Source organism: Streptomyces sp. AK010 (assembly GCF_014207295.1).
GTDB classification, from domain to species: domain Bacteria; phylum Actinomycetota; class Actinomycetes; order Streptomycetales; family Streptomycetaceae; genus Streptomyces; species Streptomyces massasporeus.
On sequence record NZ_JACHCX010000006.1, the window covers coordinates 320409 to 335517 of the forward strand.

The 15109-nt window shown below is 69.5% G+C and carries 10 protein-coding genes and 1 pseudogene; 4 read left to right on the plus strand and 7 right to left on the minus strand.

What is annotated here, in order from left to right; translation table 11 throughout:
• Positions 1-5: 5 nt before the first annotated feature.
• Positions 6-3803 carry a GH92 family glycosyl hydrolase gene (locus HDC93_RS14750; RefSeq protein WP_185010919.1) on the plus strand — a complete coding sequence of 1266 codons (3798 nt, stop codon included), beginning with the start codon at positions 6-8 and terminating at the stop codon, positions 3801-3803.
• A 20-nt stretch (positions 3804-3823) separates the two neighbouring features.
• Positions 3824-5803: an alpha-glucuronidase gene (locus HDC93_RS14755; RefSeq protein ID WP_185010922.1), complete on the plus strand. Its 1980-nt coding sequence runs from the start codon at positions 3824-3826 to the stop codon at positions 5801-5803.
• On the opposite strand, the pseudogene HDC93_RS14760 reads toward HDC93_RS14755, so the two are convergent.
• The 5 genes and pseudogenes from HDC93_RS14760 to HDC93_RS14780 form a co-directional block, all read right to left on the minus strand.
• A pseudogene (locus HDC93_RS14760) lies at positions 5749-6446 on the minus strand (beta-galactosidase trimerization domain-containing protein); the annotation flags it as partial. The gene HDC93_RS14755 and the pseudogene HDC93_RS14760 overlap by 55 nt on opposite strands.
• A 44-nt stretch (positions 6447-6490) precedes the next feature.
• On the minus strand, positions 6491-7222 hold the full coding sequence (locus HDC93_RS14765; protein WP_221516684.1) for a hypothetical protein: 732 nt from the start codon (positions 7220-7222) through the stop codon (positions 6491-6493).
• Positions 7219-8874 carry an extracellular solute-binding protein gene (locus HDC93_RS14770; RefSeq protein ID WP_185010925.1) on the minus strand — a complete coding sequence of 552 codons (1656 nt, stop codon included), beginning with the start codon at positions 8872-8874 and terminating at the stop codon, positions 7219-7221. The genes HDC93_RS14765 and HDC93_RS14770 overlap by 4 nt, the downstream gene beginning before the upstream one ends.
• 45 nt (positions 8875-8919) lie before the next feature.
• Positions 8920-9792, minus strand: a complete 873-nt coding sequence (locus HDC93_RS14775) for a carbohydrate ABC transporter permease (RefSeq protein WP_185010927.1) — start codon at positions 9790-9792, stop codon at positions 8920-8922.
• Positions 9786-10778 carry a sugar ABC transporter permease gene (locus tag HDC93_RS14780; protein ID WP_185010929.1) on the minus strand — a complete coding sequence of 331 codons (993 nt, stop codon included), beginning with the start codon at positions 10776-10778 and terminating at the stop codon, positions 9786-9788. Before HDC93_RS14780 ends, HDC93_RS14775 begins: the two co-directional genes overlap by 7 nt.
• A gap of 231 nt (positions 10779-11009) precedes the next feature.
• Here HDC93_RS14780 and HDC93_RS14785 point away from each other — a divergent pair, with 231 nt between their 5' ends.
• A complete protein-coding gene (locus tag HDC93_RS14785) occupies positions 11010-12155 on the plus strand; it encodes an acetylxylan esterase (RefSeq protein ID WP_185010931.1) in 1146 nt (381 codons plus the stop codon).
• A gap of 303 nt (positions 12156-12458) precedes the next feature.
• On the opposite strand, the gene HDC93_RS14790 is transcribed toward HDC93_RS14785, so the two are convergent.
• Both HDC93_RS14790 and HDC93_RS14795 read right to left on the minus strand, forming a co-directional pair.
• Positions 12459-12869: an MmpS family transport accessory protein gene (locus HDC93_RS14790; RefSeq protein ID WP_185010933.1), complete on the minus strand. Its 411-nt coding sequence runs from the start codon at positions 12867-12869 to the stop codon at positions 12459-12461.
• A gap of 112 nt (positions 12870-12981) precedes the next feature.
• The gene (locus tag HDC93_RS14795; protein WP_185010935.1) at positions 12982-13260 is read right to left on the minus strand and encodes a hypothetical protein; all 279 of its coding nucleotides are present in this window, start codon (positions 13258-13260) and stop codon (positions 12982-12984) included.
• Positions 13261-13621: 361 nt separating this feature from the next.
• Here HDC93_RS14795 and HDC93_RS14800 point away from each other — a divergent pair, with 361 nt between their 5' ends.
• Positions 13622-14680, plus strand: coding sequence for a lytic polysaccharide monooxygenase (locus HDC93_RS14800; protein WP_185010936.1), 1059 nt, complete (start codon positions 13622-13624; stop codon positions 14678-14680).
• The last annotated feature ends 429 nt before the right edge of the window (positions 14681-15109 follow it).

Here is a 15109-nt window from a genome sequence, read left to right on the forward strand (position 1 = left end):
CGTTGATGCAACGGAAAGCTCGGCACAGATGGGGTTCGGCGGTCGTGTCGGCGACCGCCTTCGCATTGACCCTGAGTTCACAGGGCGTTGCGGTCGCACGGCCCGAAGCCCCCGAGAGCCCCGACCGGGAGTTCGCGTCCTCCTTTGAGGCGGACGACCCGGTTCCGGACTGGCTGAACAGCGTCGACACCACCCCCGACGGCGGCAAGCGGGCCTCGGGAGTCGACGGCGGCTACAGCAGCGGCATACCGGGCAATGTGACCGACCAGGTCACCGATGTCCGGGCCGGTGCCGAGAACACGGGCGGCGGCGAGGTGAAGGAGAACCTGGTCGACGGCGAGCCGAGCACCAAGTGGCTCACCTTCGAGCCCACCGGCTGGGTCGAGTTCGATTTGGATAAACCAGTCAAACTCGCCCGTTACGCGCTGACGTCGGCCAATGATCACGATGAGCGTGACCCGAAGGACTGGACCCTGAAGGGCTCCGCCGACGGGAAGGAGTGGAAGACGCTCGACACCCGCACCGGCGAGTCCTTCTCCGAGCGTTTCCAGACGAAGACGTACGACCTCGCCGAACCCGGCGAGTACCGGCACTTCCGGCTGGACGTCACCCGGAACAACGGCGGCGGCATCCTCCAGATCGCCGACCTCCAGCTGTCCACCGGCGGCGCCGACGGGCCCGTCCCGCAGGACATGCTCTCGCTCGTCGACCGCGGCCCCAACGGCTCCCCCACCGCGAAGGCGGGCGCCGGGTTCACCGGAAAGCGCGCCCTGCGTTACGCCGGCCGGCACACCACCGAGGGCCGGGCGTACTCGTACAACAGGGTCTTCGACGTGAACGTGGCCGTCGGCCGCAACACGCGGCTGGCCTACCGCATCTTCCCGTCCATGGCGGACGGTGACCTCGACTACGACGCGACGAACGTCTCCGTGGACCTCGCCTTCACCGACGGCACCCACCTGAGCGACCTGCGCGCCACCGACCAGCACGGCTTCGCACTGACCCCGCAGGGGCAGGGCGCGGCGAAGATCCTCTACGTCAACCAGTGGAACGACGTGGCCTCGAGGATCGGGTCGGTCGCGGCCGGGAAGACCGTGGACCGGATCCTGGTGGCCTACGACTCCCCCAAGGGCCCGGCGAAGTTCCGGGGCTGGCTGGACGACGTGAGCATCGAGTCCGTCGCCCCCGAGCGGCCGAAGGCGCATCTGTCGGACTACGCCGTGACGACCCGGGGCACCAACTCCAGCGGCGGCTTCTCCCGGGGCAACAACTTCCCGGCGACGGCGGTGCCGCACGGCTTCAACTTCTGGACGCCGGTCACCAACGCGGGCTCGCTGAGCTGGCTGTACGACTACGCACGTGCGAACAACGCGGACAACCTGCCGACGATCCAGGCGTTCAGCGCGAGCCACGAGCCGAGTCCCTGGATGGGCGACCGGCAGACCTTCCAGGTGATGCCGTCCCTCGCCTCCGGCACTCCGGATCTCGGCCGCGAGGCCCGGGAGCTGGCCTTCCGGCACGAGAACGAGACCGCGCGGCCGTACTACTACGGGGTGCGGTTCGAGAACGGGCTGAAGGCCGAGATGGCGCCGACGGACCATGCGGCGGCGCTGCGCTTCACCTACCCCGGCGACGACGCGAGCGTCCTCTTCGACAATGTGACCGACCAGGCGGGGCTGACCCTGGACAAGGAGAACGGGGTCGTCACCGGCTACTCGGACGTGAAGTCCGGGCTGTCGACGGGGGCGACCCGGCTGTTCGTCTACGGCGAGTTCGACAAGCCGGTGAGCGAGGGTTCGTCGGCCGGCGTGAAGGGCCATCTGCGCTTCGAGGCCGACGACCGGACCGTCACCCTGCGCCTGGCGACCTCGCTGATCAGCCTCGACCAGGCGAAGGACAACCTCCGCCAGGAGATTCCGGAGGGCAGGTCGTTCGAGGCCGTCAAGAAGAGCGCCCAGCGGCAGTGGGACCGGCTGCTCGGCAAGGTGGAGGTCGAGGGCGCGACCCCCGACCAGCTGACGACGCTGTACTCCAGCCTGTACCGGCTCTACCTGTACCCGAACTCCGGCTTCGAGAAGGTCGGCGGCAGGCACAAGTACGCCTCGCCCTTCTCCCCCATGCCGAACCCGGACACCCCGACGCACACCGGCGCGAAGATCGTCGACGGCAAGGTGTACGTGAACAACGGTTTCTGGGACACCTACCGGACGACCTGGCCGGCGTACTCGTTCCTCACTCCGTCCCGGGCGGGTGAGCTGGTCGACGGGTTCGTGCAGCAGTACAAGGACGGCGGCTGGACCTCGCGCTGGTCCTCCCCCGGCTACGCGGACCTCATGACGGGCACCTCGTCGGACGTGGCGTTCGCGGACGCGTACGTCAAGGGCGTCGACTTCGACGCGAAGGCGGCCTACGAGGCGGCGGTGAAGAACGCCACGGTCGTACCGCCGAACTCGGGCGTCGGCCGCAAGGGCATGGCCACCTCCCCCTTCCTCGGCTACACCGGCACCGAGACCCACGAGGGCCTCTCCTGGGCGCTGGAGGGCTACCTCAACGACTACGGCATCTCCCGCATGGGCCAAAAGCTCTACGAGGAGACCGGCGAGCGGCGCTACAAGGAGGAGTCGGAGTACTTCCTGAACCGCGCCCGGGACTATGTGAACCTCTTCGACGCGAAGGCCGGGTTCTTCCAGGGCCGGAACGCCAAGGGCGACTGGCGGGTGGAGTCCTCGAAGTACGACCCGCGCGTGTGGGGCCACGACTACACCGAGACCAACGGGTACGGCTACGCATTCACCGCCCCGCAGGACAGCCGGGGCCTGGCGAACCTGTACGGCGGCCGGAAGGGGTTGGGAGACAAGCTCGACGACTACTTCTCCACGCCAGAGACGGCCTCCCCCGAGTTCGTCGGCTCGTACGGCGGTGTCATCCACGAGATGACCGAGGCGCGCGATGTCCGGATGGGCATGTACGGGCACTCCAACCAGGTCGCCCACCACGCGATCTACATGTACGACGCGGCCGGGCAGCCCTGGAAGGCCCAGAAGAACGTCCGCGAGGTGCTGTCCCGGCTGTACACGGGCAGCGAGATCGGGCAGGGCTACCACGGTGACGAGGACAACGGCGAGCAGTCGGCCTGGTTCCTGTTCTCCTCGCTCGGCTTCTACCCGCTGGTGATGGGCAGCGGCGAGTACGCGATCGGCTCACCCCTGTTCACCAAGGCGACCGTGCACCTGGAGAACGGGCGCGAGCTGGTGGTGAAGGCGCCCCGGAACAGCGCGAGGAACGTCTACGTGCAGGGGCTGAAGGTCAACGGCCGGACCTGGACGAAGACCTCGCTGCCGCACTCGCTGATCGCCAAGGGCGGTGTCCTGGAGTTCGACATGGGCTCACGGCCGTCGTCCTGGGGCACGGGCGAGAACGCCGCGCCCGTGTCGATCACCCGGGACGACGAGGTGCCGACGCCCCGTGCGGACGTGCTGAAGGGTGACGGCGCCCTGTTCGACGACACATCGGCGACGGACGCCTCGGTGACCTCCGTGGACCTGCCGGTCCGGAAGGGCGCCGAGGCCGTCCAGTACACGCTGACCTCGTCGGCGGACCGGGCGAAGGCACCGGCCGGATGGACGCTCCAGGGCTCCTCCGACGGCACCACCTGGCGAACGCTGGACCGGCGTTCCGGGGAGTCCTTCGCCTGGGACCGGCAGACCCGAGCGTTCTCCGTGAGGTCGCCGGGTACGTACGAGAAGTACCGCCTGGTCCTCGACGGCGAGGCAACCCTGGCGGAGGTCGAACTGCTCTCCTGAGCACCCGAGTTGGGGGTCCGATGCCACTTCCTGTGCCCGTCCTGCCCGAGGGTGTCGACCCGGCCTGGCTGCCGCCCGCCGCCTTCCGGGCGGTCGGCGGCCGGCGGACCCTGATCCGGGGATCGGGCCCACTGGTGGAGACGGTGCACGGGGAGGTGGCCGAGGCCTGCCGGCAGTTCGGGGGCCGGGTCGTACGGGACGCCGTGCCCGACGGCGCGTACGACCTGGTCCTCGACCTCGGCGGCGACGACCTCGGCGACGAGGGCTTCGCCTTCGCGCGCGAGGACGGCACGACGACCGTCACCGCCTCCGGTGGACCCGGCCTGCTCTACGGCCTGTTCCACGTCGTCCGGCGCGGCGAGTCGGCCTTCACCGGGGCGTGGGCGCGGGAGATCCACCGCCCCGCGCTCGCCCTGCGCATGCTGGACCACTGGGACAACGTGGCCGTCCACCCGGTCATGGGCCAGGTGGAGCGCGGGTACGCGGGCGGCTCGCTGTTCTGGCAGGACGGGAGCGCGCGGCGCGAACTGGAGCGCGTGCGGGCGTACGGCAGGCTGCTCGCGGCGTGCGGGATCAACGCGATCTCCGTGAACAACGTCAATGTGCACGCGACCGAGGCGCGTCTGCTGACCGACCGCATCGGTGAAGTCGCCGAGATCGCCGCGGCGTTGCGCCCCTACGGCGTCCGCACCCACCTGTCGGTCTCCTTCGCCGCGCCGATCACGCTCGGCGGGCTGCCCACGGCCGATCCGCTGGACGAGTCCGTGCGCGACTGGTGGGCGGAGGCGACCCGGCGGGTGTACGAGGCGATCCCCGACTTCGGCGGGTACGTGGTGAAGGCCGACTCGGAGGGGCAGCCGGGGCCGTTCGCGTACGGCCGCAGTCACGCCGAGGGCGCGAACCTGCTGGCGGCGGCGCTGGAGCCGTTCGGCGGCACCGTGCACTGGCGGGCGTTCGTCTACGACCACCGCCAGGACTGGCGGGACCGCACGACGGACCGGGCCCGGGCCTCGTACGACCATTTCCTGCCGCTGGACGGGGAGTTCGCGGCCGACGCCGTGCTCCAGGTGAAGCACGGGCCGATGGACTTCCAGGTCCGGGAGCCGGTGTCGCCGCTGCTCGGGGCCATGCCGCGGACCCGCCTTGCGGTGGAGCTGCAGGTCACCCAGGAGTACACCGGGCAGCAGCGGCACGTGTGCTGGCTGGGGCCGATGTGGAGCGAGGTGCTGCGGTTCCGGCCCGAGGACACCGGTGTCGGCGGCCTCGCCCGGGGCGGTCTCGTGGCCGTGTCGAACGTCGGTGACGACCCGTTCTGGACGGGGCATCCGCTGGCGCAGGCCAACCTCTACACCTTCGGGCGGCTGGCCTGGCAGCCGGACGCCGAGCCGGGCGCGGTGCTCGACGAGTGGATCGGGCTCGGCTTCCCGGACGCCCCGGCGGAGCTCACCCGTGGGCTGCACGCCGTGCTCGACGGTTCGTGGCGGACGTACGAGAAGTACACCGCTCCCCTGGGGGTGGGTTTCATGGTGCAGCCGGGGCACCATTACGGGCCGAGCGTGGACGGCTACGAGTACAGCCCGTGGGGGACGTACCACTTCGCCGACCGGGACGGCATCGGCGTCGACCGCAGTGCGGCGAGCGGCACGGGGTACGCCGGGCAGTACGGCAAGCCGTGGGCCGAGCTGTACGAGTCGCCGGACACCTGCCCGGACGAGCTGCTGCTGTTCTTCCACCATGTGCCGTACGGACATGTGCTGAAGAGCGGGAAGACCGTGATCCAGCACATCTACGACACCCACTTCGAGGGTGTCGAGGAGGTGGAGGAGGCCCGGGCGGTGTGGGATTCGCTGGCCGGCCTGGTGGACCCGGCGCGCCACGCCCGGGTGGCCGAGCGCTACGAGGAGCAGCTCCGCAGTGCCCGCGAGTGGCGCGACCAGGTCAACAGCTACTTCTTTCGCAAGTCCGGGGTGCCGGACGGGCGGGGGCGGCGCATCCACTGAAGGATCGCCACGCCGAAGGGGTCGAGAACCAGGGGTTCGCCCTGGTCCACCCGCTTGCCGGTGAGCAGGTCGGTGGTGGTGGTGTGGGTGATCAGGCGGGCCGGTTCCGGGGAGTGGCCGAGGAGGAAGAGCAGGCGGGTGCCGTCGGGGGCGACACGGGTGGCCGTCTCCACCGCCGGGCGGTCCGCGTACGGGCCGGGCAGGTCGTGGCGGGTCAGGATCCGGCGGACGACCTCGTCGACGCCCGGCTGGTCGAGGGCGGTGACGACGTACCAGCCCTCGCCGTCGCCGTACCGGTGGCGGGTGACGGCCGGGGTGCCCGCGTAGAAGTCGGTGCCGTAGGTGGCGACCGGTACCGCGCCGCGCGGGAGCACGATCTCGAAGACGAGGCGGGCCCCGGTGCCCAGTTCGGGCACGGGCTGGGCGAACTCCGGCGGCAGGGCGTCCCATTCGTCGACGCGGACGCCCATGAGGGGGCGAATGGGCCGGGGACGTCGGTCAGGATGGCGCGGTCGTGCTCGTCGACGCGGCCGGAGAGGAAGGTCGCCAGGACCGTGCCGCCGCGGGCGGCCGCGGCTTATAGGCGGGTGGCGAGATCACCCTTGACCAGGTGCAGGGCGGGCGCGAGGACCACCTCCCGCGGCCACTGCTCGGGGCTGTGGCCGCCGCCGTAGCGGATCTTGTACGTCATGCGGTGAAGTCCTTCCGCGTCTCGCCGATCACGGACCGGCTGCCGTGCAGCAGGGACAGCAGCAGCGGGGCGGCCAGCAGGGCGGGCAGGGCCTCGGTCAGCAGGGCGGCCGACGCGGCCGTCAGGACCAGCAGGGAGGCGGCGGCGAGGGTGGCGCGGCCGTGCCGGAACAGGAAGTGGGCGGCGAGGCGGGCGGTGTCCCGGGTTCGGAAGGCGAAGAGGGAGGTGAGGACGAGGGCGTGCGCGCCCCAGAGGAGGGAGCCCACGCCGATCACCCCGAGCAGCAGTGCCCACCAGCCGGGCAGGCCGGTGGCGGAGAAGTGCGTGAGGGTGAAGGCGATGACCGTCAGCCAGACCAGCAGGGGTGTCCACAGCTTCAGTGCCGGTCCGGCGTTGAGCCGCCAGCCGCGTAGGTAGGCGCGGGCCGGGTGCAGTTCGGTGAGGTCGCGGCTGCGGTGGTGGAGGGCGTAGAGCGCGGCGGACAGGGCCGGTCCGAGGGGCAGCAGGCAGAGGGCCGCGAGGGGCAGGTTCGCCGGCTCGGGGCCGAGCAGGAGCAGTCCGGCCAGGCCCGGGGAGGCGGCGAGCAGGAGCAGTGCTTCGACGGTCAGGAGGGTGTGGATGAGGGCGGAGGCGCGGGAGAGGGGGCCGGTGCCGAAGCCGGAGGTGCGCGCGGCACTGTTGTGGGGCCCTTCCCGCCGAACGGTCGCCGTCCGGCCGCCCGGGGTCATCCGTTCTCCTTCCTGAACCGCTCGTACGCCTTGTTGTGCAGGTCGACGAGTTGCTGCATGTTCTTCGACTTCAGCTCGGCGACATGGGCGTTCCAGTCGGACATCGGGCGCTTGCCGAGGACGAACTGGAGGGTGTTCTGGATGGCGGTGTCCTTGAGCGGGGTGTCCCAGAGGGTCGCCTGCTCCTGCTCGAAGGACTGGAGCGGGTGCGCCGGGTCGACGGGGAGTTCCCTGCGCTGGGACATCACGTCCTGGAACTTCTTCTCGTCCGGGCTGAAGTGGGAGGACACGAGCTCCCAGCTGCCGCCGTAGGTGAACACGCCGTTGAAGAAGCCGTAGTCCTTCTGGAGGTCCTTCGGGGCGTCCGGGTCGGAGCCCATGAGGGAGATTCCGGGCTCCAGCGTGTACGTGGCGCCGGACTCGGTGTACGTGACGCCCTCCACGCCCCACTTGCAGAACTTCTGGCCCTCGTCGGAGTACCACAGCCAGTCCACGAACTGCATCATCGCGACGAAGGTGTCGCTCTTGAGGGCCTTGCTGGAGATCATGACGCCGTTCTCCAGCCGGATACCGCTCAGCAGGACCGGCCCCGCCGGGCCGAGGGGCACCGGGACCATCTCGATCTTCGCGCCCTTGACCTGCTTGGACAGGTTGTAGCGGTAGCTCTGCACCAGCTCCTGGGGGTTGGCGCTGATCACGTACGACTTCTCCGCGAGGAGCTTCTGCACGGCCTGGTCGTCCTGCTGGGTGAAGCTCTCCGGGTCCAGGAGCTTCTCGGAGACCAGTCTGCGCAGATACGCGACCACGTCCCGGTAGGCGTCCTGGGCGGCGGTGAAGACGAACGTCTGCGCCTTGGTGTCGAAGCTGATGTTGTCGTACGCCCAGCCGGCCTTCACCCCGTACGCCTGACCGAGGTACTGGAACAACGCGCCACAGGGGAACGGGGTGTTGGTGCTCCAGCGGTCGGTCCACGGGTACTTGTCCGGGTACTCCGCCTTGAGCGCCGTGAGGACGTCGTACACCTCGTCCCACGTCGTGGGCAGGGTGAGTCCGTGCTTGTCGAGGATGTCCGTGCGGAAGGACAGGGAGTAGCCGGACTTGGGCTTCTCGTGCAGGCCCGGCAGCAGGTAGTACTTGCCGTCGGACTGGCGGATGGAGTCCAGCTCGGGCTCCAGCTTCCACTTCCTCACCTTGTCGCGGAAGTTGGGCATCAGGTCGACGTATTCGCTGACCGGCAGAATCGCCCCCGAGGACACGAAGGCGACCTCGCCGGGGTGGTACGTCTTCGGGATGATGAAGGGGGCGTCGCCGGAGCCGATGAGGACGCTGCGTTTCTTCTCGTAGTCGGCCAGCGGGACGTCGAGGGGCTTGAGGGTGATCCCGGTGCGCTTGGTGACCTCCTTCCAGAACAGCCAGCCGTTCTTCATCGGATACACCGGGTTGTTGTTGTGCAGCACCGGGAAGGACAGCGGCCGGGATGCCTTGAACTGCTGGCCGGCCCGGTAGTTCTTCATGGCCCCGTCCTGCTTCTTCGACAGGTCCTTGCCGTCGCCGCCGTCGTCCCCGCCGCCGCAGCCGGTGACCGTGGCGAGGCCGATGAAGCCGGCCGCGGCGAGCATCTGGCGCCGCGACAGCTGTCCTGCGTTCTTCACGGGAACCCCCTTGTTCCGTAAGCGAGTTGAGGAAGGGTGCGGCGGTCAGCCCTTGACCGCGCCGAGCATCACGCCCGAGACGAAGTAGCGCTGGACGAACGGGTACACGCAGAGGATCGGCAGGGCGGTGAGGACGATGGTCACCGACTGGATGTTCGCGCCGACCTGGCTGAGCTGCTCGGTTCCGGCACCGGCGTTGCCGCCACCGGTGGCGCCCTGGATGAGGTTGCGGAGGTAGACCGTGACCGGCATCAGCTCGGTCCGGTCCATGTAGAGGAACGCGCTGAACCAGGAGTTCCAGAAGGACACCGAGTAGAACAGCACCATCGTCGCCACGACCGCCTTGGACAGCGGCAGCACGATCCTCAGCAGGACGCCGTAGGTGCTCAGGCCGTCGATCTGCGCGGCCTCCTCCAGCTCCGTCGGCAGGTTCTCGAAGAAGGCCTTCATCACGAGCAGGTTGAAGACGCTGATCGCGTTGGGCAGGGCGATCGCCCACACGCTGTTCTTCAGGCCGAGGCTGGTGACCAGGATGTAGTTCGGGATCAGGCCGCCGGTGAAGAACATGGTGAACACGGCGACGCCGACGAGCAGGCCGCGGCCCTTGAGGTGCTTCTTCGACAGGACGTAGGCGTAGCAGGTCGTCAGGACCATCGCGACCGCTGTCGCCACGACCGTGTAGAGCACGGTGTTGCCGTAGTTCCGCCAGAACATCGCGTCCTGGAACACGATCTCGTACGTGGTGAGGTTGAACCCCTTGGGCAGCAGGGTCACCTCTCCGGCCCGGATCTGCCGCTCCCCGCTGAAGGACCGCGCGAGGATGTTGACGAACGGGTAGAGGGTGACCAGCACGACGAGCGTGAGGACCACCCCGTTGACGCCCTGGAAGACCCGGTACGCGCGGCTCGGCTTCACCACAGGCTCGTCCCCACTGTGCGGCGTGAGAGCTGGTTGGCGGACGTGATGAGGACCAGGCCGATGATCGCCTCGAACAGCCCGATGGCGGCGGCGTAACTGAAGCTGTTGGACTCGACGCCGGAGCGGTAGACGTACGTCGAGATCACGTCCGCGGTCGGATACGTCAGCGGGTTGTACAGCAGCAGCACCTTCTCGAAGCCGACCGCCATGAACGTGCCGACGTTGAGGATCAGCAGCGTGATCATGGTGGGGCGGATGCCGGGCAGGGTGACGTGCCAGATCTGCTGCCAGCGGTTGGCACCGTCGATGCGGGCGGCTTCGTACAGATCCTCGTCGATCGTGGTGAGCGCGGCGAGGTAGAGGATCGTGCCCCAGCCGGCGGACTGCCAGACCTCCGAGCCGACGTAGAGGGCGCGGAACCACTCCGGTTCCTGGACGAAGCGGACCGGGTCGTGGCCGAGCAGGCCGAGGACGTGGTTGACCGGGCCGTCGCTGGCCAGCATCTGCAGGGTGATGCCCGCGACGATCACGATCGACAGGAAGTGCGGGAGGTACGACACCGACTGCACGAACCGCTTCAGGGAGCGCCGGCGCACCTCGTTCAGCAGCAGCGCCAGCACGACGGGGATCGGGAAGCAGAAGACGAGGGTGAGCCCGCCCAGCCAGAGGGTGTTGCGGAACACCTGCCAGAAGGTGGGGTCGCCGAGGAACATCCGCACATAGCGCAGCCCCACCCATTCCTCGCCGAAGAGCGAACCGCCGGGCTCGAAGCGCCGGAAGGCGATGATGTTGCCGATCATCGGCAGATAGCGGAAGACCAGGAAGAACAGCAGCGGCAGGATCGCCAGCGAGTACAACTGCCAGTCGCGGCGCAGCGCCCGCCGCCAACCGGTCCGGGTGTCCGTCCGCTTGCCGCGCCGTGGGGCGGCCCGGGCCGGGGGCTGGTCCTGGGTGCCCGGCGGGGCCGATGTGGTGGACGTGCTCATTGCTCGGGCCTCCCGTGGGCGTGGGACGCGGAACCGAAACTTTCGAGCTTCTACCGGTAACTTCGCGGCAACCTAAGGGCACCAGAAAGCGCTGTCAATGGGTACTGCTACAGCCGGACGGGACGCCTGGGACGCGTTGGAACAGCGTCGAAGCTGGGTATGCCCATGAGCCAAAGGCTTCTGCCGTCCCGCAAGTTTCTGGATGACCACCGACTCCTGCGAGGTGCCGCCGTGCCCGCGTTCGACCTGCCGCTGTCAGAACTGGAGCGCCACCGCCCGGACATCGAGGAGCCCGCCGACTTCGACGCGTTCTGGCGGGACACCCTGACGTCGGCCGGGGAGACGGACCCGCTGATGGCGGTGCGACCGGTGGAGACGGGCCTCCGGCTGACGCGGACCTGGGACGTGACGTTCCGGGGGTTCGGGGGTGACCCGGTACGGGCGTGGTTCAGCCGGCCGGTGGGGGTGGGGGGAGGTGTGCGGGTAGGTGGAGGCGATGAAGTGCTGCCCGCCGGTGTGGGTGGACGCGGCGAAGTGCTGCCCGCCGCTGTGGGTGGACGCGGCGAAACACTGCAGGCCGGTGTGAGTGGAGCCGGCGAAACACTGCCCGCCGTGGTCGAGTTCGCCGGGTACGGGCGCGGGCGCGGGCTGCCGCACGAGCGCCTGACGTGGGTCAACGCCGGGTACGCTCATCTGCTCATGGACAACCGCGGCCAGGGCGACCAGTACGGGTGCGGCGGAGACACACCCGATCCGCACGCCGCCGCGGCGGGCGGACCAGGGCCGGCGGTGCGGGGGCTGCTCGCCGCCGAGGACTATCACTACCGGCGCCTGATCACGGACGCGGTGCGCGCGGTCGCGGCGGTACGGGCGCTGCCCGGCGTCGCCCCGGAGCGGACCGTGGCGGTCGGCAACAGCCAGGGCGGCGGGCTGGCCCTGGCGGTCGCGGGGCTCGTCCCGGACCTGGCGGCCTTGCTGGTCACCGCCCCGCTCCTGTGCGGCATCCGGCGCGCCCTGGACCTCACCGACGCGGGCCCGTACGGCGAGATCGCCGCCTACCTCGCCGTCCACCGGGGCGCCGAGGACGCGGCCTGTCGCACCCTCTCCTACGTCGAGGGTGTCTCCTTCGCCCGGCGGGCGCAGGCCCCGGCGCACTTCGGGGTGGGGCTGCGCGACACGGTGTGTCCGCCGAGCGGGGTGTACGCCGCGTTCAACCGCTATGCGGAACTGACGGGTAAGGGTCCGCGCAAGGAGATCCACGCGTATCCGTTCAACGGGCACGAGGGGGGTGAGGCGGTACAGGTGCGGCGACAACTGGAGTGGCTGCGAGCGGTGTTGGACGAGGTGAGTGACGACGCCGGCAGGGGTGTGCGGTAGCCGTCCCGGGGCGTGTCGGCTTCACGGCGAGGTGTCTCGCCACGAGAGGGCCCCGGTCCCCTACGACCGAAAACGCTCAGGCCACTACGACCGGGAACGCTCAGGTCCCCTACGACCGAAGACGCTCAGGCCACTACGACCGGAGACGCTCAGGTCCACGGAAGACGGCGCAAGGTCCGCCGACACGCCGATGGCGCGGCCAACAGGCTGCGCCACCCCCTGCCGGGCCTCCCGGGGGGGGCCTTCGCCGGCTTCCTCCTGGGCGCCCTGTACGGCGCCGCCCCGGTCGTCACCCGACGAGCATCACTCTGCGATCGGGGACTGCGCAGTGCAGCCGCCGGCGGTCACCAGACCCTCGGCACTCTGCTCCTCCAGCACCTTGCCCTTGTAGATGATCCTGCACGTGACCTGGGCGCCTTCGGGATCCGTGGCGACCGGCATGACGGCCGCGGGCATGATGCCGCGCAGCGTGACCGTCTTCTTCCAGGGCAGCTCGGGCTTCGACACCGACTCGATCTTCGGCTCCATGGCCTTGCCACCGCCGCCGTGGAAGTCGACCGAGTCGATGTTCTTCCCCGTGACCTCGTAGGTGACCTCATACGTCTCGTTCACCGCCTTGTCGACCTGGTCGACCGCCTCGGAGCAGGAGCTGAGGCCGAGCGCGAGACCGCCGGCCGCGACGGAGCAGACGACAGCACGAAGTATGCGGTTCACGTGGATCCCCCGGATCTTGATGGTCGGATCCGCAGCCAATCGCAAAGGGAAGGTAAAGTCAACTCGCTCTGCCCGGCGGCCTCATGGGCCGGAGACGGGCGATGACACCCGCCTACTCCGGCGCCTCTTCCCACATGAGGCATTCGGTGCAGTCGAAGTTCCACTTCAGGCAGAGCTGCATCCTGATCACCGACTTCCGCTCCTCGAATTCGGTGATGATCTTGCGGCCTTCGATCCGGGAGACTGCGACCTCCTTGTCGACGTCGACCCTCCTCCGGCGTTCCAGCGCGAGACTGGACAGCGCGTACTTGCCCTGCGTCTCCGGATACCCGCGGAAGACCTCCTTGACGGCGTCGTGAAAGTCGACATCCCCGGTCGGCATGCACGCCATGACCGCCTCCCGCTTCCCACTTGACGAGCCGTCCAGTCATCCGCAGTCTGCGAGCACCTCGGACGCACGCGGGCGCTGTCGCATCACCCGAACGACCCCCGCACCACCCGGCGGGCGGGTCATCGTCACCGGTCGCCGCTCCCCCGGCCCCCACCCTTTCGCCCGAGCCGTTTACATCTCCGCCGCCGGGCGCTAACTTCCGCAACAGGCGGGGTGGGAGCGCTCCCATCGTGGTGGACCGGAACCCGCCCCAGAAGTCGCTCCCATCCCGCACATCCAGGCACACACATCCGCAGGCCCGACACCCCCACGAACGGATGAGGCTGTCATGATCCTGACAAGCAAGCCGGGAGGTTCCACGATGCCCCGATCAGCGCTCCCCACCCGGGCCAGAGCCCTCTTCCTCGTGCTGCTCTCCCTCCTCGTCACCGTCCCGGCCCTCGGCCTGGTCATGACGGCCGGTGGTGAGGCGGAGGCGCACGGCACGCCCATGAAGCCCGGCAGCCGCACGTTCCTGTGCTGGCAGGACGGGCTGACCGGCACCGGTGAGATCAAGCCGGTCAACCCCGCGTGCCGCGGTGCGCAGCAGGTCAGCGGTACCACACCGTTCTACAACTGGTTCTCGGTGCTCCGCTCGGACGGTGCCGGCCGCACCCGGGGCTTCGTGCCGGACGGCGAGCTGTGCAGCGGCGGCAACACCAACTTCACCGGGTTCAACACGCCCAGCAAGGACTGGCCGCTGACCCACCTCACCTCGGGGGCGACGGTCGACTTCTCGTACAACGCCTGGGCGGCGCACCCGGGTTGGTTCTACGTCTACATCACCAAGGACGGCTTCGACCCGACCAAGACGCTCACCTGGAACGACATGGAGGCCCAGCCCTTCCTCTCGGTCGACCACCCGCCGCTGAACGGCTCCCCGGGGACGGTCGAGGCCAACTACTCCTGGACCGGCAAGCTCCCGGCCGCCAAGTCGGGCCGCCACATCATCTACATGGTCTGGCAGCGCTCCGACAGCCAGGAGACCTTCTACTCCTGCTCCGACGTCGTCTTCGACGGCGGCAACGGCGAGGTGACCGGCATCAAGGAGCCCGGCAACCCGTCCGAGCCGGTGCCCGGCACCTGCACGGCCACCCGCAGGACGACCGGCACCTGGAACGGCGGCTACCAGTCCGAGGTGACCGTCACCAACAGCGGCACCGTCCCGATGCTCGGCTGGATGGTCGACTGGACACTCCCGGCGGGCCAGAAGGTCGAGAGCCTGTGGAGCGGCAGCGCGACCTACAACGGCCAGGCGGTGATGGTCCACAACGCCAACTGGAACGGCTCCCTGGCCCCGGGCAAGAGCACGACGTTCGGCTACGTCGTCTCCGGTTCGGGGGCTGAAAGCACGAGCAGTCCGCCCTGCCGGGTGGGCTGAACCGTCGTACGGGGCGGGCCCGGTGGCCCGAAGGCGGTGATCACCGGGCCCGTCGTGCCGTGCGGGCCGGTGACCAGGGTCGACCCAGCGCCGGAGCTGCGTGTTTCGGGACCCCACCGCGGTGATCTCGATCTCCGTGCGGGCCGTTTCGGCCGTGCCGCGTCGGTTCGGCCGAGCGGCGTCCCGGGTCGTCGGGGTGCGTCCCGGGTCGTCGGGGTGCGTCCCGGGTCGTCGGGGTGCGTGAGCGGAACCCGTCGGAGACGTCGGCCGAGCCGGCCAGGGTGCCCCATATGTCGCAGTTATCCAGGTGTGCGAAGCTGTTGGTGGGTGCCCTGCCGCTCATGAGCGGCGTGGATCCGCCATGGGAGGCGCGACCCCGCGCCGCCGGTCCCGTGCCCGCGTCGTCGTCGCCTGAGTTCCGGGGACTCC